General features: G+C 49.9%; 22 protein-coding genes. 10 read left to right on the plus strand and 12 right to left on the minus strand.

The window, feature by feature from the left end:
• The first annotated feature begins 469 nt into the window (after window positions 1–469).
• Both BLT35_RS09320 and BLT35_RS09325 read left to right on the plus strand, forming a co-directional pair.
• The gene (locus BLT35_RS09320) at window positions 470–1,795 is read left to right on the plus strand and encodes a hemolysin family protein (RefSeq protein WP_062409963.1); all 1,326 of its coding nucleotides are present in this window, start codon (window positions 470–472) and stop codon (window positions 1,793–1,795) included.
• A 143-nt stretch (window positions 1,796–1,938) separates the two neighbouring features.
• Entirely contained in the window at window positions 1,939–3,201 is a 1,263-nt protein-coding gene (locus BLT35_RS09325) for a BaiN/RdsA family NAD(P)/FAD-dependent oxidoreductase (protein ID WP_256380570.1), read from the plus strand.
• A gap of 66 nt (window positions 3,202–3,267) precedes the next feature.
• Here BLT35_RS09325 and BLT35_RS09330 read toward each other — a convergent pair whose 3' ends face one another.
• Window positions 3,268–3,624: an aminoacyl-tRNA hydrolase gene (locus BLT35_RS09330; RefSeq protein WP_062409964.1), complete on the minus strand. Its 357-nt coding sequence runs from the start codon at window positions 3,622–3,624 to the stop codon at window positions 3,268–3,270.
• A 231-nt stretch (window positions 3,625–3,855) separates the two neighbouring features.
• Here BLT35_RS09330 and BLT35_RS09335 point away from each other — a divergent pair, with 231 nt between their 5' ends.
• A complete protein-coding gene (locus BLT35_RS09335; RefSeq protein ID WP_175471967.1) occupies window positions 3,856–4,089 on the plus strand; it encodes a hypothetical protein in 234 nt (77 codons plus the stop codon).
• A 147-nt stretch (window positions 4,090–4,236) separates the two neighbouring features.
• Here the strand turns inward: BLT35_RS09335 and BLT35_RS09340 are convergent, their stop codons facing one another.
• From BLT35_RS09340 to BLT35_RS09350, 3 genes are all read right to left on the minus strand, one after another.
• A complete protein-coding gene (locus tag BLT35_RS09340; RefSeq protein WP_054820245.1) occupies window positions 4,237–5,115 on the minus strand; it encodes a cation diffusion facilitator family transporter in 879 nt (292 codons plus the stop codon).
• 279 nt (window positions 5,116–5,394) lie between these two features.
• Window positions 5,395–5,814 (minus strand): hypothetical protein, encoded by a 420-nt coding sequence (locus tag BLT35_RS09345; RefSeq protein ID WP_054820244.1) that lies wholly within the window; start codon window positions 5,812–5,814, stop codon window positions 5,395–5,397.
• A gap of 133 nt (window positions 5,815–5,947) precedes the next feature.
• Window positions 5,948–6,469 (minus strand): NUDIX hydrolase, encoded by a 522-nt coding sequence (locus BLT35_RS09350; protein WP_235594172.1) that lies wholly within the window; start codon window positions 6,467–6,469, stop codon window positions 5,948–5,950.
• A gap of 227 nt (window positions 6,470–6,696) precedes the next feature.
• Between BLT35_RS09350 and BLT35_RS09355 the strand changes: the two genes are divergently transcribed.
• Both BLT35_RS09355 and BLT35_RS09360 read left to right on the plus strand, forming a co-directional pair.
• Window positions 6,697–7,659, plus strand: coding sequence for an aldolase catalytic domain-containing protein (locus BLT35_RS09355; protein ID WP_054820242.1), 963 nt, complete (start codon window positions 6,697–6,699; stop codon window positions 7,657–7,659).
• Between the two features lie 103 nt (window positions 7,660–7,762).
• The gene (locus BLT35_RS09360) at window positions 7,763–8,596 is read left to right on the plus strand and encodes an SPL family radical SAM protein (RefSeq protein WP_062409967.1); all 834 of its coding nucleotides are present in this window, start codon (window positions 7,763–7,765) and stop codon (window positions 8,594–8,596) included.
• Between the two features lie 94 nt (window positions 8,597–8,690).
• Here the strand turns inward: BLT35_RS09360 and BLT35_RS09365 are convergent, their stop codons facing one another.
• Both BLT35_RS09365 and BLT35_RS09370 read right to left on the minus strand, forming a co-directional pair.
• Window positions 8,691–10,094: an NAD-dependent malic enzyme gene (locus BLT35_RS09365; RefSeq protein WP_074727655.1), complete on the minus strand. Its 1,404-nt coding sequence runs from the start codon at window positions 10,092–10,094 to the stop codon at window positions 8,691–8,693.
• 130 nt (window positions 10,095–10,224) lie between these two features.
• On the minus strand, window positions 10,225–11,232 hold the full coding sequence (locus BLT35_RS09370) for a peroxiredoxin family protein (protein ID WP_217634711.1): 1,008 nt from the start codon (window positions 11,230–11,232) through the stop codon (window positions 10,225–10,227).
• A 207-nt stretch (window positions 11,233–11,439) separates the two neighbouring features.
• On the opposite strand from BLT35_RS09370, the gene BLT35_RS09375 reads away from it, so the two are divergent.
• The gene (locus tag BLT35_RS09375) at window positions 11,440–12,225 is read left to right on the plus strand and encodes a C40 family peptidase (RefSeq protein ID WP_062409969.1); all 786 of its coding nucleotides are present in this window, start codon (window positions 11,440–11,442) and stop codon (window positions 12,223–12,225) included.
• A 122-nt stretch (window positions 12,226–12,347) separates the two neighbouring features.
• Here BLT35_RS09375 and BLT35_RS09380 read toward each other — a convergent pair whose 3' ends face one another.
• The 6 genes from BLT35_RS09380 to coxB all read right to left on the minus strand — a co-directional run bounded on the left by BLT35_RS09380 (window position 12,348) and on the right by coxB (window position 17,689).
• The gene (locus BLT35_RS09380) at window positions 12,348–12,809 is read right to left on the minus strand and encodes a DUF420 domain-containing protein (RefSeq protein ID WP_062411064.1); all 462 of its coding nucleotides are present in this window, start codon (window positions 12,807–12,809) and stop codon (window positions 12,348–12,350) included.
• Window positions 12,810–12,854: 45 nt separating this feature from the next.
• Window positions 12,855–13,727, minus strand: coding sequence for a cytochrome c oxidase assembly protein (locus BLT35_RS09385; RefSeq protein ID WP_062409970.1), 873 nt, complete (start codon window positions 13,725–13,727; stop codon window positions 12,855–12,857).
• A 122-nt stretch (window positions 13,728–13,849) separates the two neighbouring features.
• Complete coding sequence (locus BLT35_RS09390) at window positions 13,850–14,161, minus strand: cytochrome C oxidase subunit IV family protein (protein WP_062409971.1); 312 nt, start codon at window positions 14,159–14,161, stop codon at window positions 13,850–13,852.
• A 1-nt stretch (window position 14,162) separates the two neighbouring features.
• Window positions 14,163–14,786, minus strand: a complete 624-nt coding sequence (locus BLT35_RS09395) for a cytochrome (ubi)quinol oxidase subunit III (RefSeq protein WP_074727657.1) — start codon at window positions 14,784–14,786, stop codon at window positions 14,163–14,165.
• Complete coding sequence (ctaD, locus tag BLT35_RS09400; protein ID WP_062411065.1) at window positions 14,783–16,594, minus strand: cytochrome c oxidase subunit I; 1,812 nt, start codon at window positions 16,592–16,594, stop codon at window positions 14,783–14,785. Before ctaD ends, BLT35_RS09395 begins: the two co-directional genes overlap by 4 nt.
• A gap of 69 nt (window positions 16,595–16,663) precedes the next feature.
• Window positions 16,664–17,689, minus strand: coding sequence for a cytochrome c oxidase subunit II (gene coxB, locus BLT35_RS09405; RefSeq protein ID WP_062409973.1), 1,026 nt, complete (start codon window positions 17,687–17,689; stop codon window positions 16,664–16,666).
• A gap of 341 nt (window positions 17,690–18,030) precedes the next feature.
• Here coxB and BLT35_RS09410 point away from each other — a divergent pair, with 341 nt between their 5' ends.
• The 4 genes from BLT35_RS09410 to BLT35_RS09425 all read left to right on the plus strand — a co-directional run bounded on the left by BLT35_RS09410 (window position 18,031) and on the right by BLT35_RS09425 (window position 22,339).
• Window positions 18,031–18,741 (plus strand): hypothetical protein, encoded by a 711-nt coding sequence (locus BLT35_RS09410; RefSeq protein ID WP_054820232.1) that lies wholly within the window; start codon window positions 18,031–18,033, stop codon window positions 18,739–18,741.
• 185 nt (window positions 18,742–18,926) lie between these two features.
• Entirely contained in the window at window positions 18,927–20,348 is a 1,422-nt protein-coding gene (locus BLT35_RS09415) for a DEAD/DEAH box helicase (RefSeq protein WP_074727660.1), read from the plus strand.
• 102 nt (window positions 20,349–20,450) lie between these two features.
• A complete protein-coding gene (locus BLT35_RS09420; protein ID WP_062409975.1) occupies window positions 20,451–21,041 on the plus strand; it encodes a guanylate kinase in 591 nt (196 codons plus the stop codon).
• Window positions 21,042–21,145: 104 nt separating this feature from the next.
• Window positions 21,146–22,339, plus strand: coding sequence for a conserved virulence factor C family protein (locus tag BLT35_RS09425; RefSeq protein ID WP_062409976.1), 1,194 nt, complete (start codon window positions 21,146–21,148; stop codon window positions 22,337–22,339).
• Window positions 22,340–22,366: the final 27 nt, after the last annotated feature.

Raw genomic sequence — 22,366 nt, forward strand, 5'->3', positions numbered from 1 at the left:
TATGCGGGGTGAATTACTCAAATTGAGTATCATAACATTATACTATGATATATAAAAAAAGGCAAGAACCATCGCCCTGCTTCGCTTGCTGCCGCGGCTATAACGGCCAGTCCTGTGTTACCCGGCGCGGCCGCCCCGAAAGATGTATTGCCTTTTTTTAACGGCTGCCCAAAAAACGGTTATGGATAACCTTCCAACTTCCTGTTCAAAATTCATGAATATTCCAACTAATCCCACCCTGATTTACACAAAAAACGGCGAAATTGAAGCATACAGATTGAAATCAGCCATTAATGCTTACAAATATAGCCCCTGCACAGCGTGCATACCCCTGAATACCCCGGCCGATGTTTGAGCGGTTACTTTCGTATCGTTTATAATACATATTATAAATTATTAATAGTTTTGACAATTTTGAACGTCTGGAGGAGGTGTACCTATCTGCCCTCACGCAGGGGATAGGGATTGATTGAGTAGTGACCCGTTACCTTTATTATTTAACGCGGTTTTGATTATTGTGTTGGTGCTGCTGAACGGTTTCTTTGTTGCTGCCGAATTTGCTATGGTCAAGGTTAGAAACAGCCGTCTCGAAACGCTCGCCCAAGGAGGCAATATCCGAGCCCGTTTTGCACAGAAGATTACGGGAAACCTGAACGCGTATTTATCGGCCTGCCAGCTTGGGATTACACTTACATCCTTAGGTCTGGGCTGGCTCGGAGAACCGGCCATCGCTGCTTTTATCGGACCGGTATTGAAGGATTGGTTTCAACTCAATGACGTTGTCATTCATACGATTTCCTTTCTGATCGCTTTTTCTCTTATTACGATATTGCACATTACGCTCGGCGAGCAGTTCCCCAAAACGTACGCGATTCGCCAATCGGAGAACGTTACCCTGTGGTCCGCGGCGCCGATTATCTTATTTTATAAGCTGATGTTTCCTTTCATATGGCTGCTGAACGGAATATCCAACTGGATGCTCAAACGTGCGGGAATCGAACCGACGACCGAGCACGAATCCGCTCATACCGATGAGGAAATACGCATACTGATGAAAGAAAGTCACAAAAGCGGATTCATTGACAACACGGAATTGACGCTTTTTGATAATATATTTGAATTTACGGAAACGAATGCGCGCGAAATCATGATTCCAAGGACAGAGATGGGATGCTTGTACGCTAACCTCACGTTCGAGGAAAATATGGATATTGCGCTGAATGAAATGCGTACCCGCTACCCGGTGTGCGATCCGGACAAGGACAATATCATCGGCTTCGTGCATATTAAGGATTTGATGAAAGCCAGCAAGGACTTGACCGATATTCGGCTGCTTGCCCGTCCTATTACCAAAGTGCCGGAGTCGATGCCAATCAGCCAACTGCTGAAGCTTATGCAGAAGAAAAAAGTACAGATCGCGCTGCTCATCGATGAATATGGAGGGACTTCGGGCATGGTAACGCTCGAGGATATTCTCGAGGAAATTGTAGGTGAAATCCAGGATGAATTCGATCCGGATGAACGTCCAAGCATAGAGAAAAAGGACGAGACCACCTATTCCATCGACGGGCGTCTTCTAATTAATGAGTTGAACGATTATTTCGGTTTGGACATCGGAACCGAAAACTACGATACGGTTGGCGGCTGGATTTATTCCCAGGTGGAAATCCCCCCGACAAAAGGGCAGACGGTGCTTTACGATGATCAATATGAGTTTATGATCGAAGAGACAGACGATCTGCGCATTGCCCGAATTACCGTTCGTAAACTGCAATCCCAGATCCAATCGGCATAATTGATTTCTTCACGAGGCCTAAGGCCTCTTTTTTTTCGGCGGTTAGAACAACTCAGTGAACATCCTGGCCCCGTACAGATATTTTTATTTTACCAGCTGGAGGGTATAATGAAACCACAAGTTTTCATTGGAGGGGCCGCAAATTGTATGATGTCATTGTGATTGGTGGAGGTTCGTCAGGACTCATGGCAAGCATTGCCGCAAGTGAACATGGCGCGAAAGTCCTGCTGATTGATAAAGGAGATAAACTTGGCCGCAAGCTTGGGATCTCTGGTGGCGGACGATGCAATGTCACTAATGCCAAGGAGATTGACGAGTTGATTAAGCACATACCGGGGAACGGCCGTTTTCTTCATAGCGCTTTGGCTAATTTCAGCAATCGTGATATTATCTCTTTCTTTGAGGGGCTGGGGATTCGCTTAAAAGAGGAAGATAACGGACGCATGTTCCCCGTTTCAGATAAAGCCAAGACGGTTGTTGATGCTCTTGTCAATAAGGTAAGAGAGCAAGGGGTTCATATTAAGGTGAATAGTCCTGTAAAGGAAGTTCTTTACCATCATGGGCAAACTATAGGTGTTCGTCTGCGGTCCGGTGAAGAAATCAGGAGCAGCGCTGTCATCGTAGCGGCAGGAGGTAAATCCGTACCGCATACAGGCTCGGAGGGTGATGGATACGAGTGGGCGGAGAAGGCGGGTCACTCGATTACCGAACTTTACCCTACCGAGGTTCCGCTGACGTCTAATGAATCATTTATCCGTACCAAGGCATTACAAGGACTTTCATTAAGAAACATCAGTCTTACGGTCTGGAACCCGAAGGGTAAAAAGATCATTACCCATGAAGGCGACATGATATTCACTCATTTTGGGATTTCGGGTCCAACAGCATTGCGCTGCAGCCAGTTCGTTGTTAAAGCTTTGAAGCAATTCGAAATCAAGACGGTAAATGTAACGTTAGACCTGTTCCCTTCTAAGACAATTGATGAAATCTATAACGAAACATTGGAGCTTGCCAAGCAGGAATCGAAAAAAGCTGTAAAAAACGCTTTGAAGGGCTACTTGCCTGAGCGCATGATTCCAATTCTACTTGAGAAAGCCGGTTTACGTGAGGATGTTACCTATGACCATATCCCAAAACAACAATGGATGGATTTGTCCAAGCTAATCAAAGCTTTTCCTATCGCTATAAATGGAACCCTCTCGATCGAGGAAGCTTTTGTTACTGGCGGGGGTGTAAACCTTAAGGAAATTGACCCTAAGACGATGGAATCCAAGCTGATGAAGGGATTGTATTTCTGCGGCGAAATTTTAGATATTCATGGCTATACGGGAGGCTACAATATCACTGCTGCATTTTCAACTGGTTACACCGCAGGCAAAAGTGCTGCAAATGCTCAGCTGCTGTAAATGAAAAGAGCCTAAAGATTTTGAAGTCCACAGGCTCTTTTCCTTGTTCAACTCGTAGAGCAAAATCTACAGCACCTTCAGTCCGGCTATCCTTTCTTCGGCAACCTTTTTATTCATTGGCGGCAGTACGACAACGGTTAAGAAGCCTTCCGGATTTTCCATAAGCCCTGCATCCCGGATAGACGGGAATCCTTCATTAGCTAATTGCCGAAGACGCTCTTCAGGGCCTTGCAGCACGACTTTCTTTTGCCCGTTGTTCAGCCAGGCTTGAAACACCTCATAATACCTGCTGTCATTTAACAAATAGTGCAGCGTCATTGTAGCAGCCGCGTGGGCTACCTGCACAGCCAATTTCCCGGGATTCGCAACGAGCTGTTCATTGACGGCATAGTATTGCACAATATCCTGATCAGTTTGTTTCATGGCACTAAAGCTCCTTCCTCAGATTAGTGAAGCCTCAAGCTTTTTATCTCCCTATATCTATGAATCTTCCAATTCAAAATATGCTTAGAAAATAATCCATGGTTGAGAAACTTATCTTGAGCCGCATACGTTAATATATATGCAGGTTGCACATACAACTGGATACATCAGATGAAACGGGGGAATTTCCCATGCCGGGATCGCGTTTACACTTCTTCCCCTCCTCCCGGGATGCTTGGTCTACGGCCCGGACATCCTGCAGAATCCGCCGCGCTGCGGTTGGAAGCTACGGTTCGGTCTCTTACTGCGCAGGCGACAGCAGCGGCAACGGCGGGGGCGGTGGAAGCGACGGAGAAGGGTCCTCCTGCGGCTCGGGATGCTCTTCGGATCCCGCCTCTCACACTGGCCGCTGCGCTGAAAATCAACCTTACAGGGGGCATTTTACCTCGCTCGCTGTTACGCTGATTTTCAGCTTTACAGCAGCCTCTATAGTGACTCCATAAAAATTTCAAATAACCTCAATCGATCGAGGCCATTCATGGATGAACGGCCGCAATTCAGAAGCGGGTAATCTTGCATAACAAAAGCCATAAGGCTGCCTTCCGGGCAGTCTTATGGCTTTTGTTCGGAAAAAGGTTCAATATGCACGTGGACGTTCCCGATCTGGTGCTCGTCCAACATTCTTTTCTCGATCTCGTCGCTGATTTCATGGCTTTGTCCAACCGAGAGCTCGGAGCTGACCTCCACGACGACATCCAGCAGAACGCTGCTGCCGTGAACCCTGGCGCGGATATCCTTGATCCTCTTCACGCCCGGAGTCTCTTTGACCGTTTTGCGGAATACCCGCAGTCTCTCATCGTCAAAGCCGTCGGTTAAAGCGTGCGTAGCATCGGAGAATACGCTCCACGCCGTTTTACAAATCATAAGGCCTACAACGAACGCCGCAGCCGCATCGAGAATCGGAAAGCCGAGTCGGGAGCCGATGATGCCAACAGCGGCCCCAATGCTCACGAGCGCATCCGAACGGTTATCGTAGGCCGCGGCCATCAGCGCTTGATTGCGGATGCGTTTTGCAAGCCTGCTGTTATATACGTAGACCCCCCACATAATGATCGCGCAGCTCAAGGCAATCCATGCCGCAAGCATATCAGGCGCCGTCCGTTCGTCCGCCAGGAAGCTTTTGCCTGCTTGAATCACGACCTGCAGTCCCGCAACCGCCATAATGAAGGAAGCGACCATTGAAGCGATGGTTTCTGCCCGCATATGTCCGTACGGGTGATCCCGGTCCGGGGGTTTTCTCGAAATTCGCAAGCCGATCAGCACGGCCAGCGAAACGATAATATCCGTTGTATTGTTTATTCCGTCTGCCGTAAGCGCTTCGGAACCGGTCACAAACCCCATGCTGATTTTAAAAGCGGCTAACAGGATATATGCGACGATGCTGACCCATGCGCCCTTCTCGCCCTCTTTTAAATGTTCATAGGTTTCCACAAGCCGCTTCCCTCCATCATCCTCAATCCATCCGCATCTCATACCTATCTTCTATTTAAACCTCACTTATCATAACAAACAAAAACCGTGTGGGTCTAGAGAAACAGTGTTTTCCCCGCTTATAAAATTAGGGGTGAGGCAAATTTGTTAGTCCGGTCAAAAGTTATAGCCCTTGTCCAACAACAAAAACAGCGGCTCCCCTGCCTCGCAGGGATCCGCTGACTGGTGGACACAGGGGCTGTCGGCTCCTGCGGATGATGAGGAAGGAACGGCCTTTTGCTACATATGGATACCGGCGTCAAACCCGTTCACATCATCTCCGGACGGATCGAACTGCTCTCTTTCATCATCGTATGCTCCGCTGGAACGGTTGTCGTATGCCGAAGCGGATACGTCGGGCTGGCTATCGATTAAATCCTCGTTCACTAAATGAGCAGGAATCGGCACTTCCATGTCGTAGGCCATGGCAAAGCCTTCCGTTTCATCCGGAGAATTCCCCGCCTGAACCATTCTGCCGCCATGCGCCTGTGCGATTTCAAGCGCCGACGCTAAATCATGGCGATCCACGATAACATGAAGTACAGGCTTGTCCGAGTGCGAATGACCGCTGATCCGGTAACCGATCTCCTCCAAGGTATCCCGGGCAAGAACGGCCTCTTTTTGAGAATTAAATTGAAAACATAACGGAGTGCTGCTCATAAACACATTCCTTTCCAGTCTCAGTAAATGGGATGATATACCGCATAGCATGCCCAGACGCAGGACGCTTATTCCGCCTTTCACACCTTTTGCCCCAAGTTGCCGGCCATAAGATCACACCTCGCGGCTTGGCTTACAACACAACCTCTTCCAACGGGCGGACCTCACAGTTCAGCAGCTTGCCCTCTTGAAAGGTACACCGATATTCCGCACAATCCCTGCTTTCCAACATGGGAGGCAAAAAATGTTTGACATGTCCCGCTACACCGTGATTGTCCGGATGGATGACCCATTCCAGCGCCTTCCAGGCCAAAATACCGTCTTCCGTTTCGACGGGAGCCTCAGCTAATGCTTCAGGAGGCGCTTCACCGATAAACACATACATGCCCCCCGCCTCCCGTCCGTCCACTTCCCATGTGACAATGCCCGAGAAGCGAAGCGCCTCCTCGGCCAGCCGCAGCCCCGTTTCCTCCCTGATTTCGCGAACAACGCTGGCATAAGGTGTTTCCCCCGGTTCAAGCTTGCCCCCCACTCCGTTCCACAGCCCAAGCAGAGGCGCTTTGCTCCGGTTTAACATCAATATCCGATCTCCCTTGCAAATAAACGCAATATTATATTTCAGCATCCGCTTCACTTCCCCCATGGCTTCATTCATATCCGCCTAATTAACGCTTAAGCTACTTTTCCACACCGCCACCGAAAATCCTGCTTCCCCCTATTCTTTCCATCCCGCATGAAATTGTCACACTTTTCGTAATTTGTTATCATTGACAAAAAGACAATCGGTATGTATTATTATTAATTATTGAAGATACTTTACCACTGAAAAGCTTAAAAGCCACAAAGTACAAAAGGCCCCATTTGGGAGAGGAGCAAATGAACATGACCAGGGAAAAACACAGCATTGTAGACTGTACGATCCGCGACGGCGGATTGGTAAACAATTGGGACTTCAGCGTCCAATTCGTAAAGGACATGTACTATGGACTGAGCGAAGCCGGCGTCGAATATATGGAGATCGGCTATAAAAACTCCGCCAAGCTCTTAAAAGGCGCCGATGCGGGACCATGGCGTTTTTTGAACGAGGATTTCCTGAAGGAAGTCATTTCGCAGAAAACCGATACGAAGCTTTCCGCTCTTGTCGATATCGGACGTGTGGACGAGAACGATATCCTTCCCCGGGAGCAAAGTCAGCTCGACTTGATCCGTGTAGCTACTTATATCAAAGACGTAGACAAAGCGCTCGATCTGGTGCAAAAGTTCAATGGTTACGGCTACGAAACAAGCATCAACATTATGGCGCTGACCCATGTGATGGAGAACGACTTGAACGAAGCGTTCGAAGAAATCGCCAAAAGCCCGGTAGATGTCGTGTATATCGTTGACTCTTACGGCAGCATGGATTACAAGGATATCGATTACCTCGTTACCAAATTCCAGCGTCTTCTGCCTGACAAAAAGCTGGGCCTGCACATGCACAATAACATGCAGCTCGCTTTCTCCAACACGATCATGGGCGCAAGCAAGGGCGTTGAATTTCTGGATGCTTCCGTATACGGCATGGGCCGCGCTGCGGGCAACTGTCCTACCGAGCTGCTCGTCAGCCATCTGAAGCATCCGAAATACGATGTTCGCCCGGTGCTCGGCATCATTGAGAAGCATATGATCGCCATGCGTGAGAAGTGGGAATGGGGATATGTCATTCCTTACATGATCGCAGGGATATTGAACGAGCACCCTCGTGCAGCCATGGCGCTTCGTTCAAGCGAGGACAAAGACAAATTCACCGAGTTTTACGACAAGCTGACATCGCCGGAAGTTATGCCTGCGGGTGCGGCCGAATAATACCGCCTGTACGGTCGAGAGCCCGGTTTCCTTGGATGCGACAAGGAACCGGGCTTCTTCGTACCCTTTTCAAGCAAGCCGAAAGAAAGGAGGAGATCCGTCCATGCATCCCCGGATGTCCCTAACTGCTCCGAGGAAGCTGCTGAATCCGGCCAGTGGTTATTTGGCCGGTTACAGCCATACGCTGAATCCGTATGTGGGCTGTACCTTCGCCTGCTCTTATTGCTATGTGCGAGAGATGCCCGTAGCCAAATTCCGCAAGGAACCTTGGGGCCGCTTTGTGGACGTGAAATCGACTGCGGCCAAGCTACTCTCCGGCGAGCTTACAAGAGCCAAACGAAAGGGGCCTGTCACGATCTTCATGTCGTCCAGTACGGACCCTTATCAACCGGTCGAATTCCAAACCGGATTAACCCGGTCTCTGCTGGAAATTATGGCTGGCGCCGATTCTAATGCAGCGATTGACTTCCTTCTTGTCCAAACCCGCAGTCCGCTTGTCACACGTGATATCGACCTTCTTCTGAAGCTTGGGCAGCGCGTTCGCGTGAGCCTGACGATTGAGACGGATCTTGAAGAGATCCGCAAGACCTTCTCTCCCTCCGCTCCTCCTATTGCTGCCCGGCTTCAGGCGCTGCGCCGGCTTGTTCAAGCCGGCATCCCCGCCCAAGTCGCGATATCACCCATGCTGCCTTGCAGCGACCGTTTGGCCGGCCTGCTTGCAGAAACCGGCGTCAAGCGGCTTGTCCTGGACGACTTCTTCATGGGCGACGGCAGTCAGGGCAAACGAACGGAACGGCTCGGTATCCGCCGCATCTATGAAGCATGCGGGCTCGAAGCATGGTACGACCGTTCCGCCTATCTCAAGGTGCTGGAGCAGCTTAAAAAGACATTTGCCGCGCACCAAATTTACATCAGCCAGGCCGGTTTTTTACCTTAATGCTCCTTTGCATCGCCTATGCAAATAGCCGCTCCTTTCGTAAATCAATTTCACGAAAGGAGCGGCTTATTATGCCGGAACTTTTTGGCTTATCTTATCTGAAATCCCGTGGAATCCGGCGGGCCTCGCCCGTCAGGATGGCGGCTTCGATGATGGCATGACGGACCTTCGAAACGACATGCTCATTAAAGATACTTGGAATAATATAATGCTCATTCAGTTCGGCTTCACTGACAACCGAGGCGATAGCGCGTGAAGCGGCAAGCTTCATCGGTTCATTGATCCGCCGAGCCCGGCAATCCAAGGCCCCGCGGAAAATGCCGGGGAATACCAGGACGTTGTTAATTTGGTTCGGATAATCGCTCCGGCCTGTAGCGAAGACGCGCACGTGCGGCAGCGCTTCTTCCGGGTCAATCTCCGGATTCGGGTTAGCCATGGCGAAGACGATCCGGTCCGGCGCCATCGTTTGTACATCCTCGGCCGTCATAATGCCGCCTCTGGACACGCCGATAAACACATCCGCATCGCGAAGCACATCCTTCAGGCCGCCCGGCTCCGCCTCGACCTGCGGCTGCTCTGCAAGCCACTGCCACATCGGGTGTGAATAGGTCCCGCCACGAACGATCGCACCTTCCCGATCCACAGTCACAAGCCGCGTGACTCCTGCAGCCAGCAGCATTTTGCAGATGGAGACGCCCGCGGCGCCAATACCATTAACGACTACACGTACTTGATCGATCCGCTTGCCTACTACTTTCAATGCATTCAAAAGCCCTGCAATGACGACGACAGCCGTACCGTGCTGGTCATCATGGAATATCGGAATATCCAATTCCTCCGCCAGCCTTGCTTCGATCTCAAAGCAGCGCGGAGAGCTGATGTCCTCCAGATTGATTCCGCCGAAAATCGGGCTGATCGCTTTAATCGTACGAATGATTTCTTCGGTATCCTTCGTATCCAAGCAAATCGGAAAAGCATCCACGCCTGCCAGTTGTTTGAACAGCATTGCTTTCCCTTCCATGACCGGAGCCGCTGCATGCGGTCCGATGTCGCCAAGGCCGAGTACCGCGGTTCCGTCGGTCACAACAGCTACCGTGTTCCGTTTGATCGTCAATGAGTAAGCTTTCTTGGGATTTTCATGGATGGCTGTACATACGCGCGCCACACCGGGAGTGTATACTCGGGACAAATCGTCGCGATTTTTGATCGGCAGCGTGGGCTGCGTCGTTATTTTTCCGCCCAAGTGCACCAGGAACGTCCGGTCAGACACGTTAATCAGCTTGATGCCGTTATGCTGCTTCAGTGCCTCCACCACTTGACTTTCCGCAGATTCCGCCACATCCACCGTAATGTCGCGCACCGAAGACTCCTTGCCCGGACGTATCACGTCAATCGATGTGATATCTCCCCCGGCTTTACTGATAGCCGCAGCTACGTCACCAAACGTGACTTGATCATGATTCAATTCCACACGCAAGATAATACTCGTCTGTGCCATGCTGTTACCATCCTTTTAAATAAAATAATATAATAAATAAAGTAATATGACCTTTTAATAATTTCATGTTACACGATGAATCTCGCATGCGCAAATGAAAAACACTAAGTGCCCTTATATATTTCTTTTATCACATTCCATGATCTGCTTTCTTCTTCGCTTCCTTCAGCATTTGCATATTCATCGGTCCGGGATGCTTGTGCCGGATCACTCCGTCTCTATCAATCACAAAAGTAGCCGGATAAGAGTTTACACGATACCTGTTGATGACCTCGCCCTGTTCATCCAGCACTACGGGGAATGTGATTCCCCACTCCTTCAGCCAAGAGTCTACCACAGGCACGCTAATCTCCGTAGAGGTCGCATTGACTCCAAGGATCACCACTCCATCCTTTTCGTATTCCGAATAAAACTGCTGCATATGCGGCATTTCCTCCCGGCAAGGAGGACACCATGTCGCCCAAAAATTAAGCATGACGGTTTTTCCCCGATAGTCCGATAGTTTGACCGTTTGGCCATTCAGCATCTTCAACTCAAACTCCGGCGCTTGCTGTCCAATCTTCAGGCCGACGGACGCATCACCCGCCTGGGCTCTCCCCGCCCCATATTTGTCCCAAATATTTACAGATAAAGTCCAGATCAACGCATAGCCGATTATAAATATTGTGAACTTCTGCAGCATCGGCCGCAAATGGTTCGCTGGCTTCTTCAACATCCATGCCGCCATAAAGCCTCCCGCAAAAAGCGCGGTCATCCCCCATGTTAGCCGATTGACTTCCCCCGCCGTATACATGACGGCTCCGTATACTGCGTACCCCCCCATAATCGAGACAAGCATCGAATCTGTATATAGGGCTCTATCCATACGTTCTTTTAGAACGGTGTACCATACATACAAACCGGAAAGCAGCACGGCTAGCCAGATTCCTTGAATGCCGCCGTTATAATAGAGCAGCGACAAGGGATTCTTCAGTACACTGCGCGGTTCGAAGAGCAGCAAGCTTAGCTTCCAGCTAATGATCCAAATGACAACGGCATTCAAACCGATCGTGCTGAATGCTGTCCCCATAGCCGTTCCCTTTAAACGCAGTCTACCTATTCCGAACCCCGCCGCTACTGCAGCTATGACAAACAACATGCTTTTTTGTATGATGAATGGTCCCCATACCCAAGTGTCCATCTGATGCTCACCGTTCTCCCATTTGAAATTCTTCATTCTATTGTGAATTGAAGGGAACATGTTGTCAAATGGTGTCCCGAACACAGGTGCGGCTTCAATGATGAAGCTGTCCGCCCTTGTGTCTTGACATAAATACAACCAGAATCTGCAGGAGGGATTATCATTTTGAAAAAGCCATTTACAGCCATTCTTCTCGCCACTACAGTCACTCTGGGTTTAGGAGCATTACCGGCCAAACCAGCCCAGGCAGCAACCGATGCCGTCATTGTCAGCAGTGTCAACTTTCGGAGCCAGCCGGATGTGAACTCTAAAAGTTATGGATTCCTGAAAAAAGGTGAAAACGTCGATATCCTCAGCAAAGTGAACAACTGGTGGTACAAGGTTCGGGACGACAGCGGAAGGATTGGATATGTTTCCACCAACAGCAAATATATCCGCACCACGGACTCAAGCTCCGGAGGAAGCTCCTCCAAACCTAGCAGTACCAGCACATCCAATGGTTCAAGCAGCACCAGCTCTACCGTGAACAAGGTGATTGCAGCCGGCAAAAAATACTTGGGTACCCCTTATGAATTTGGTTCGAGCCGTTCGAACACACGAACGTTCGATTGCTCCGATTTTGTCAGACAAGCCTTTAAAGAAGGAGCAGGCATTACTTTACCAAGCGATTCACGCGGACAAGCTTCATATGTAAAATCCAAGGGCGGAACAACGACCAACTGGCGCAACCTGAAGCCGGGTGATCTGATGTTCTTCATGGAATACCGCGGTACCAGCGCTTCTTCCTATCCCAGCAACAAGGCAAATCAACGGGTGACCCATGTCGGAATCTATTTGGGAGACGGCAAAATCCTTCATACTTACTCTAAAGAATCCGGCGGCGTGCGCATCGATTCCTTTGCCGGCAAGCATTGGGAACACCGCTTTATCTTCGGCGGAAGCGCACTGTAACCATATCGCTATCAACTATGGGTGCTTTCGGCTCCGCTCACATATATAGACTTTCTCATTAAAAAAGCTTCGGCTGCTCACGTAAGAGCGGCTGAAGCTTTTTACTTCCCGTAGTCCGAAATTTATAAGCCAAAAATGGCATCGATCATCGGCTTCGTCTCTCCACCGGGATACAATAGATACAACAGAACGTAAACCGCGACGCCGGTAGGCGCCGTAAGCAGCCATATGACGGCTGTCCAGCGTCCAATTTTTCTATGCTTGGCGAATTTTTGTTTAAACGCTAACGTTAAGGTCACTATACCGAATACCGCGGCCGTTGTTGCCAAAGTAATATGAAAAAATAAAAACAAGTGATAGGCCAGCTTCAATTCCTCTGGTCCGCCAAAAGACGTATTTCCGACGAAAACGGTGCGGCTCGCATAGACCAGAAAGAAGGCCAGAGCAAAGCCGGCGCCCCACAGCATCACCTTTTGGTGCTTTTCCCGGTTTCCTTTGATAATGTGATACCACCCGATCGCAACTAGTATGGCGCTGATGATAATGAAACTGGTACTGATAGTCGGCAATATCGCCACTTTCACATCCCACCCGTTCGTTTCAGTAAAATATGATTTTGTATGAAACACTTAAGCCCGATTCGCATGTTCCGGAGAGAAATAAGCGCTATTTGTCAAATCATCTTCTTCCTTGTTGCGTTCTTTTCGGTACCATCGGAAGAAGACATACGCAAGAGCTATACCGTAGACGATTTCTTGAACGATTTTCATAATAACCCCGCCGAGCTGTTGATCATCGATCATCGGCAGTGCCCAAAAGTGTATAGATACGGAGGCATACATATCATATAACGGTTCTTTGGCGAAGATGATCAAGGCACAAGCCGGGGTCAGCAGAATGCCGTTCAGGAAAATGTACGCCATCTTCTTCAATTCGGACATCGTATTGTACTCCGGCACCGGGCAGAAGATCGGGAACCACGCCTGAAATGCAGCGAACAGGAAAATGGCCTTATATACGGTAAGAATATAAGGGTTAGCCATCAGCCAGTCCATCACCATCGGAATATGATACATAGAGAAGATAAAATTGAAGAAGAACAGGGAAAACAACGGGGCGCTCATCCAATGTAACATACGTTGGGCGCCCTTGCCTTTGAGCCCCGCCTTGAGCAGCCAGCCCGGTGTACCCAGAAGGAACATCGGCGGCATAATCAAATACAAGATCGACTGTTGAAACATATGCACACTGAACAAGTAATGGTGTCCATAATAAGAGATCGGACTTCCGTCTGCAGCATACCAAAGGGCCAGTCCGCTCCAAAACCACAGCTTCTGCTTTAGCGTTACAGGCTCACTGTCGGCAAAATCCTTGCGCCAGCGTCCTACGCATAGTGTATATAAAACACCGAGCACAATGATAAAGAGCAAAAATCCGGGACTCCACAACTGTATGAACGTAGGGACATTCCCATGGCCTGCATGGGAGACGGTAGGATCCATATCGGATAACGACTCCTTTCTGTTTCACTCTATACCGGAAGTTGTGTCGAATTCGTGAAAATTTTCCCATAGTTATACAAAAGAGAGCGGCTTTCTAAGAATAAGCCGCCTCTCTAAACCTTTTACCACCACATCCAAAATACTGCTGCCGCCACTACGGTCAGTGCAATAAAAGTACCGAACGCGAGTCCGATGATTGGGAACATATGCCCGCGATCTTTCATATGCATCCAATAAGCTAACTGGAATAAAATCTGAACGATCCCTAAACCGACAATGAAGATGATAATAAATGTACGATCCAATCCGCCGTAAAGGACAACCGCAAAAGCAAGCATCGTAAGCAGGATGGAAACGATGTAGGACAGGTAATGATTTTTAGGACCTTCTAAACGGTGACGTTCACCTGCAGATGTCTGGTGTTGGTTGCTCATGTTAAGGACCCACCTTCCCCATCAGATACACTACCGTAAAGATGAATACCCATACGACGTCGATAAAGTGCCAGTATAAGCCAGCCACATAATATTTTGGCGCAGTAACTGTAGTAAGACCTTTTTTGAAGCCCATAATGATCAACAGCGAGATCCACAGTACCCCGAACGCTACGTGCGCTCCGTGAAAACCGACCAAGGTATAGAACGATGTAGCGAAGGCGCTCTTGGAGAACGTGTGTCCTTCATGTACGTAATGTATAAACTCGTAAACTTCAATACCCAAAAACGCAAGGCCAAGCAAAACGGTTACCGCCATCCAGGCTTGCAGCTTCTGGAATTGTCCGCGATGCAGCGCCATGGTGCCGAATACGCTTGTCAAGGAGCTCGTAAGCAAGATAAACGTCGAGAGCGCGATAAGATCCAACTGGAATAGCTGCTGAGCTGTCGGTCCATCCGGCACCTGATTGCGGAGCGCGATGAAGGAGGCGAAGAGCGTACCGAAAAGCACGCATTCGCCGCCAAGGAACAGCCAAAAGCCAAGAACTTTATTTTTACCTTCCAATGTTGCTGTTTCTGCGTGAGGTGGCAGGGCACCGCCTACTTCATGATGTGCTGCACTCATGCCTTAACCCCCTTATCATTTAACTCTTCTGGTTCGATATGGAATCCGTGATCGTCAATGACGGATCGGAAGAACATAGCGATCAGAGTGATACCCAGACCGATAATGGCCACCGCATAATGATGGTACATAAATCCGTAACCGGCAACAAACAATCCTACGGACATAATAAACGGCAGAATGGAAGGATTCGGCATGTGAATCGGGCCGATCGGTTCGGCCGGCGTCATCTCTTTGTTGCCTGCCATTTTTTCTTTCCAGAATGCATCATAACCGCGAACGAGCGGAGTTTGCTTAAAGTTATATTCCGGTGGAGGAGAAGGAATCGTCCACTCCAGTGTCCGGCCGTCCCAAGGATCGGCAAGCGCGTCAACCGGTTTTCTGGCTGTGACAATAATGTTGATTACGAATACGATCGTTCCGATACCCATTAAGAACGCCCCGATCGTACTGATCAAGTTCCCTTGTTCAAGACCTACGCCAGGCTGATACGTAAATACCCGTCTCGGCATTCCCATAAGACCAAGGAAGTGCTGAGGGAAGAAAGTCATATGGAAACCGATGAAGAAGGTCCAGAAATGAATCTTGCCCAAAGTTTCATTCAGCATGCGTCCGAACATCTTCGGCCACCAGTAATAGGAAGCGGCGAACAGAGCAAGAACCAGACCGCCGACGATAACATAGTGAAAGTGCGCCACGACAAAGTACGTATCGTGGTATTGAAGGTCAGCCGCCGGTACCGCAAGCATAACCCCGGTTACGCCACCCATAACGAACGTCGGAATAAAGGACGTTGCAAAAATGTTAGCTGTCGTAAAGCGAATTTGTCCGCCCCACAGCGTGAACAACCAGTTGAAAATCTTAATCCCCGTCGGAACGGCGATAGCCATCGTTGCGACCCCAAAGATCGCGTTACCGACAGGACCAATCCCTACAGCAAACATATGATGGGCCCAAACCATGAAGCCCAGGAATCCGATCAACGCTGTCGCGAATACCATGGAGCTGTAACCGAACAAACGTTTTTTCGAGAAAGTGGCTACAACATCGGAAATGATGCCGAATGCCGGCAAAATCAAGATATATACTTCAGGGTGACCAAAAATCCAGAAAATATGCTCCCAAAGGATCGGATTACCGCCCTTGGTTATATCGAAGAACGCGCCTCCGAAAAGCCGGTCAAACATCAATTCCACAAGACCTACCGTAATGGCAGGGAAAGCAAAAAGTATAAGTAAGGATGTAATAAAAGACGCCCAAGTAAACATTGGCATTCTCATGTAAGTCATTCCCGGCGCACGCATGTTGATGATCGTTACAAGGAAGTTAATCCCCGCGATCAGCGTGCCCAAACCGGAAATCTGAATTCCGAGCACGTAGAAGTCTACACCTTTAAACGTTCCGGTGGGATCTATAATTCCGGAAAGCGGTGGATATGCCGTCCATCCGGCAGCCGGCGCGCCCCCCAGAAACCAGGATGTGTTCAGAAGTACGCCTCCAAAGAAAAACAACCAGAAGCCTAATGCATTAAGGAATGGGAACGCTACGTCGCGAGCCCCGATTTGAAGCGGGACGATAGCATTCATAAAAGCAAAGATAACCGGCATGACCGCAAAGAAAATCATGGTCGTACCATGCATTGTAGTCAATTCGTTAAACGTGTCGCCAATAAATATTTTCTGGTCGGGGTAAGCCAGTTGAATCCGAATGAGAATCGCTTCAAGACCACCGACTAAGAAAAAGAGACCGCCTGCGATCAAATATAAAATTCCGATCTTTTTATGGTCCACCGTGGTAAGCCAATCCATCAGACCAGTGTACCGTTTTGCCGAGTGTGCGTGAGCCACCGTTTTAACCTCCTTTTTCCCTGATGCTCGTTACTTCAACGAATTCAAGTATTTGATGATATCGTCGATCTCCTGATCCTTGAGAGGAGTCATTGGATTCGGTGCGTTTTCACTAAAGGCCGGCATCTTGTTGCCCGGTTTCACGGACTGCGGATCCGAAATCCATTTTTTCAAGCTCTCGTCAGAATGAGGGAGAATCCCGGCAACGAGCTCACGGGAAGCAAAACCGTTCAAGTTCGGACCGGCGCCGAGCCCTTGTGCGTTAACAGCATGACAGGCCAAGCAGTTGTTTTTGAAGAGTTCTTCTCCGCGTTTTGCTTCTGCAGGAACAGCAGCCGGCGCCTTCATCTTAGCCACCCATTGGTCGAAATCGGCTTGCTCCATAGAAACCACTTTAAAGTCCATTAAAGCATGGGATGCGCCGCAAAGCTCCGCACACTTTCCTTTAAATACATCGACATCGGATGCTTCCAAGTAGTAAACGTTCGTCGAACCCGGGTTTGTGTCCATTTTACCGCCGAGCGACGGTACCCAGAAGGAGTGTTTGACATCGGAAGCGGTTAATTCAAAAGCAATTTTTTTATTCGTAGGAATAACAAGATCCTGAGCTGTAGCGATGCCCAAGGTCGGGTATTCAAACTGCCACCAGAACGCATGCGCCGTAACCTTGACGTGAAGCGCGTCCTCGTTTTCTCTGTGATCCTCCAGCACTTTGAAGGTATACTGCACTGTCGGAACCGCCAAAATCAGAAGCAGGATGATCGGGATAACCGTCCATATGATCTCCAGCGTATGACTGCCTTCAACTTGTTTTGGAATGATATCTTTGTCGCCTTTTTTCTTTCTAAAGCGGACCAAGACATACAAATAAATAACAAATACGACCACAACAACCAGCAGCATTATACCGAAGCTGAGTTTCATCAAGAACAGCTGGTCTTCGGCTACCGGACCTCTTGGCTTCAAGGCGGAAATTGTTTCGTCTCCACACCCTGTTAACAGTGCCATCAACCCGAAGAGAGGGATGAAACGCCACAGATTTTGCCATCGAATCATCTTATTAATCCCACCTTATAAAGCAAATATTTTTCGATCAAAAAAAGGTCATTTCTTGTCAATGAACCTAATCACCATATTAACTATAAATTCGGACCTGTTTTTTGTCAATGAATCTCAGGAAGTTCACAAATTGTTCGGAAGTCAAGGTTTTTCAGAGGTTTTCCCATACAATCCCTATTAGGTTATTTCCATTTTGCGGTGTATTTATGCATGTTTTTGGCTTGCCGCAAGGACGCATAAATGCTTCTATATAATCAATCCTAAGATGAAGAAGGGATACCATGATTCGAGCGCTAACCGGGTCCCGAATTCGTCGTTGAATATGAGGAGGAATCTTGATGCGTACATTTCGTTTATTCACAGGTGTACTTGCACTCGGCATCGTCACGGCGCTGACGGGCTGTTTTTCATGGTACGATTACAACAGTGCCAACAACTACGGCAGCAAAAGGGATATGCCCAGGCAGGATACGTCGCGCGCTTACCAGACTCAACAGCAGTATGCCCCCGTTTCCCATAAAATAACCAAGCTGGAAATGAACCAGTTTCTTTCGGATCAGGTGGCCGCCATGTACGGCGTCAGCAGTGCGATCGTAATGATGGGCGATAATGTCGCCTATACGGCCATTACCATCGATAGTACGGCGAGCGGAACGCGCGGCGGGGAGGTGCGAGGCACGGAAACGAACAATTACGGACTGGTTAGAGGATTATACAATACGTACACGCCGCAAAGCGATTACGCCGACCCAAGTCAGCTCATCAGCGGAGCAAACGGAGCGGAAACCGAAATGCACCACCAGCATTTAACCCATCTGTTCAAACAAAAGATCGGAGAAAAAATCCGATCTCTGCAGCCAACGGTTACGGATGTGTACATTACGGCGAACCGCAATATCGTGAATGAATTTACCCGTTTGGCTCAACAAAGCTGGCAGGGACGTTCACTTGAACCGTACAAGGGTCATTTTACGGAATTAATGGAAGCGACCTTTGGAACAGCGCCAACCATTCCAAACCAATCGGAATCCAACGGAAGGGAATACTGAGGTTCTTTGCATAAAGCCATGATCATATATGTTCAAGCTTTTACCCGGCTGCCTGTGCCGGGTTTTCTTTGGTTTATGCAAAAAATCTCAAGCACTCATTCAAGCCTTGGTTTCTTTTTGGTGTTACTTCCTGTAGAATGCAGTATTAATAAGTAGAATAATTCAAGCATTGAGGAGATATTATAATGAAGAAAAATGAGTTTGCTCTGCTCGGCGTCAGTACAGAATTGGCTAAGTCGCTTCAGAAGCACGGGCTTACGGAACCTACCCCTATTCAGCGGGAAGCGATTCCCACAGCACTAACCGGCAAGGACATTATTGCCCAGGCGCAGACGGGTACGGGGAAGACCCTTGCTTTTGTACTTCCGATTCTGGAAACCATTGACCCCGGTCGGCCGCATGTTCAGGCTTTGATCGTCACACCTAGCCGGGAGCTGGCCATACAAATTACGGAAGAAGTTAAACGGTGGTCCCCGCTCAAAGGGGTTCGCGTGCTATCGGCTTACGGCGGGCAGGACGTCGAAAGGCAGATTCGGAAGCTTGAAGGAAGCATACATATAATTGTAGCAACACCCGGACGCCTGTTGGATCATCTGCGGCGGGGTACGGTTCAACTGCACAAGCTTTCGATACTGGTTCTCGATGAAGCTGATCAAATGCTGCATATGGGATTTTTCCCGGAAGTCGAGGAGATCATCTCAGCCACTCCCTCCCGTCGGCAGACGCTGCTTTTTTCGGCCACCATGCCTCAGCGCATCCGGGAGCTGGCCAAAGCGTATATGCGCCAGCCAGTGGAAATCGAAGTGAAAGCCAAGCGCATCACGTTAGATGAAATCGAACAAGTGGTGATCCAAACGACGGACCGCGGCAAATTTGAAGCGTTATGTAAACTCATAGAGGAAGAAAACCCTTATTTGGCGATGATTTTCTGCCGGACGAAGCTGCGGGCAAGCAAGCTGAACCATGAACTCCTTGAACGCGGCTATGCATCCGACGAACTGCATGGGGATCTTACTCAGGCCAAACGGGAGCAAGTCATGAAACGGTTTCGCGAAGCCAAGATCCAGTTATTGGTAGCTACCGATGTGGCTGCAAGAGGGCTGGATGTCGAGGGCATCACCCATGTGTTCAATTACGACATTCCGCATGAAGCGGAAAGCTACATCCACCGAATCGGTCGAACGGGCCGGGCAGGTCAAAGAGGAAAAGCGATTACGTTCGCCGCCCCTAGAGATACCACTTATCTTGAACTGATCGAAAAAGGCATTAAGAGCAGGCTGCCGAAACAATCGGGCAAAGCGCGGGACAATGAGCCCGGCGAGTTCGGCACTCCCACTCACGGGCGCAGCACGTCTGCTGCCGAAGGCCGCGGACGCAGCACAGCGGCGGGCGAACGCTCTGCCCGGAAACGTGGTCGCGGTTCAGCTTCCGAGCGCTCGACGCAAGGACGCGAACGAAGCCCTGCGCCGGGTGACCGTCGCCAGTCCCGCGGCCGTACAGCTGCAACGGGCGAACGGTCGGCCCAAGGGCGCGGGCGCGGACGCGGCGAGCGCGGTCAGGCACAGCAGCCGAAACCGCGAAACGGCGGCAGACGGCGGGGACGCTAAAAAAACGGCTGACGGCTTGGAACTTTACCTTGCATCCTGGAACATGTAGAATATGAAGTAGGCATGTTAGTATTAATTACTTTCACCTGAAGGAGGGTTTCCATGTACGAGTTGAAGGATAAGGAACTTATTTTTGTTTTTACCGGCCCTAACGGTGCCGGAAGAAGAACCGTAGCCCAAATGTCCGGCAGCACGCTGGGGATGAAGCAAGTTCTCTCGTACACGACCCGCCCTCCGCGTTCTTCTGAGGTTGACGGACAAGATTATCATTTTGTGTCGCGTGAGCAGTTCGCGGCGGCCGAGGCCAACAATGAGTTCATTGAGGTTGTGGAAATTGACGGCAACCGATATGGGATCAAAGAAAAGGATGTCGCCCAAATGCTGCAAAAACACGGGGCCATTTACCTTATTCTGAACCGGTACGGTGCGGAAATGTTAAAGAAAATTTATGGAGACCGCGTTATCCGTATTTTTATCTACGCCGACAGGGATACCGTCATGCGCAGAGAGCAGGAACGCGGGGATTCGCCGGAGCTGATCAACCGGTACATGTCGCATTATGATGAAGAAATGGCATATAAAGACTCCTGTGAGCATGCGTTCGAGAACCTGGACCTGGCGCACACCGTTTTCGATTTGACGAAGACGCTTGACGACAATTACCTTCACCGTAATTTGCTTGATCTTGACTAAGAACACCGGAAAGAAACGGAATAACAACAAAAGGACCGATTTGTCCCCGAGGGCTGACGGTCCTTTTTGCTAGTCCAAACGAGAATAGACAGGAGGAAGCGTTCATGAACATTATATCCATCGAACCTACACCCAGTCCGAACACGATGAAAATTAACGTAACAGAAAAGCTCCCCGACGGGGTGCGCCAGACGTTTACCCGGGATAAAGCGGCAGAAGCCCAGGCTCCGAAGCTGCGGCAGCTGCTTGCCATAGAAGGAGTGAAGTCATTATACCGGGCAGCGGATTTTATCGCTTTGGACCGGACTCCCAAAGGGGATTGGCCGAGCATATTGGCTGAGGCACGGGCGATCTTGGGCGAGGCCGATTCCGGTATATCCCCCGTAAGCGCACCGTCGGGCGCAAACCAGCCTGGCGAACGTATCCCTGCTAATGATGCGGAGGAGGCCGCTTTCGGCGAAGTGAAGGTGCGGCTGCAGCACTTTCGCGGCATCCCGCTTCAAGTGAGGGTGACCAACGGCCTGGAAGAACGACGCGATGCTCTTCCGCAGCGTTTCAGTGACGCTGCCATTCGTGCCGCGGCGGCCTCGCCCAACCTGATTAAGGAACGGTCGCTCGACGACTGGGATACCCGCTACGGCGAGCTACAGGAGGTATTGAATGATGTCGTTCAGGAACTGGATGCCGCTTACAGCGACGAGCAGCTGGAACAGTTAATCGCTCAAGCGCAGGAAGGACCGGCCCAAGGTGAAGCACGAGAGCTGGCCAAAACCGGCCGGAAAACACTGAGCTATGAAGAAACGGAGCGGCAGTTGAATGCACCCGATTGGAAACAGCGTTACGCTGCCTTGCAGCAGATCAAACCTTCCGACTCCACGCTTCCGCTGCTGCTGAAGGCGCTGGAGGATGAGCAAGCCAATGTCCGACGCTTGGCCGCGGTCTATCTGGGCGATCTGAAAGATCCAAAGGTACTTCCTTATCTGTATCGCGCTTTACGCGACGTCTCCTCATCCGTACGCCGAACAGCAGGCGATACCCTGTCCGACTTGGGAGACCCCGCTGCTCAAGAAGCGATGATTGAGGCACTGCAGGATCCCAACAAGCTGGTCCGTTGGCGCGCCGCCCGCTTCCTGTACGAGGTTGGCGACGAACAAGCCCTTCCAGCGCTGCGCGAGGCCCAGGATGATCCGGAGTTTGAAGTCCGGATGCAGGTACGCATGGCGCTGGAGCGCATCGAAGGCGGCCAGGCGGCGGAAGGGTCCGTATGGCAGCAAATGGCTCGCCGAAATCATTCATAACTGCGGGGGATCATGCCGGAACGTCTC

It is taken from the genome of Paenibacillus naphthalenovorans, from assembly GCF_900099895.1.
In the GTDB taxonomy this organism is placed as follows: domain Bacteria; phylum Bacillota; class Bacilli; order Paenibacillales; family NBRC-103111; genus Paenibacillus_G; species Paenibacillus_G naphthalenovorans.

Bases quoted from the DNA above. Each gene is read 5' to 3' on its own strand.
- BLT35_RS09335 (WP_175471967.1), top strand. From the start codon at position 3,856: ATGCTTGGTCTACGGCCCGGACATCCTGCAGAATCCGCCGCGCTGCGG.
- BLT35_RS09395 (WP_074727657.1), bottom strand. From the start codon at position 14,786: ATGAGTGCAGCACATCATGAAGTAGGCGGTGCCCTGCCACCTCACGCA.
- BLT35_RS09330 (WP_062409964.1), bottom strand. From the start codon at position 3,624: ATGAAACAAACTGATCAGGATATTGTGCAATACTATGCCGTCAATGAA.
- BLT35_RS09415 (WP_074727660.1), top strand. From the start codon at position 18,927: ATGAAGAAAAATGAGTTTGCTCTGCTCGGCGTCAGTACAGAATTGGCT.
- BLT35_RS09360 (WP_062409967.1), top strand. From the start codon at position 7,763: ATGCATCCCCGGATGTCCCTAACTGCTCCGAGGAAGCTGCTGAATCCG.
- BLT35_RS09425 (WP_062409976.1), top strand. From the start codon at position 21,146: ATGAACATTATATCCATCGAACCTACACCCAGTCCGAACACGATGAAA.
- BLT35_RS09410 (WP_054820232.1), top strand. From the start codon at position 18,031: ATGCGTACATTTCGTTTATTCACAGGTGTACTTGCACTCGGCATCGTC.
- BLT35_RS09385 (WP_062409970.1), bottom strand. From the start codon at position 13,727: ATGGATCCTACCGTCTCCCATGCAGGCCATGGGAATGTCCCTACGTTC.
- ctaD (WP_062411065.1), bottom strand. From the start codon at position 16,594: ATGGATTGGCTTACCACGGTGGACCATAAAAAGATCGGAATTTTATAT.
- BLT35_RS09365 (WP_074727655.1), bottom strand. From the start codon at position 10,094: ATGGCACAGACGAGTATTATCTTGCGTGTGGAATTGAATCATGATCAA.
- BLT35_RS09355 (WP_054820242.1), top strand. From the start codon at position 6,697: ATGACCAGGGAAAAACACAGCATTGTAGACTGTACGATCCGCGACGGC.
- BLT35_RS09370 (WP_217634711.1), bottom strand. From the start codon at position 11,232: ATGTTGTTTGTCATAGCTGCAGTAGCGGCGGGGTTCGGAATAGGTAGA.
- BLT35_RS09390 (WP_062409971.1), bottom strand. From the start codon at position 14,161: ATGAGCAACCAACACCAGACATCTGCAGGTGAACGTCACCGTTTAGAA.
- BLT35_RS09350 (WP_235594172.1), bottom strand. From the start codon at position 6,469: ATGAATGAAGCCATGGGGGAAGTGAAGCGGATGCTGAAATATAATATT.
- BLT35_RS09420 (WP_062409975.1), top strand. From the start codon at position 20,451: ATGTACGAGTTGAAGGATAAGGAACTTATTTTTGTTTTTACCGGCCCT.
- BLT35_RS09345 (WP_054820244.1), bottom strand. From the start codon at position 5,814: ATGAGCAGCACTCCGTTATGTTTTCAATTTAATTCTCAAAAAGAGGCC.
- coxB (WP_062409973.1), bottom strand. From the start codon at position 17,689: ATGATTCGATGGCAAAATCTGTGGCGTTTCATCCCTCTCTTCGGGTTG.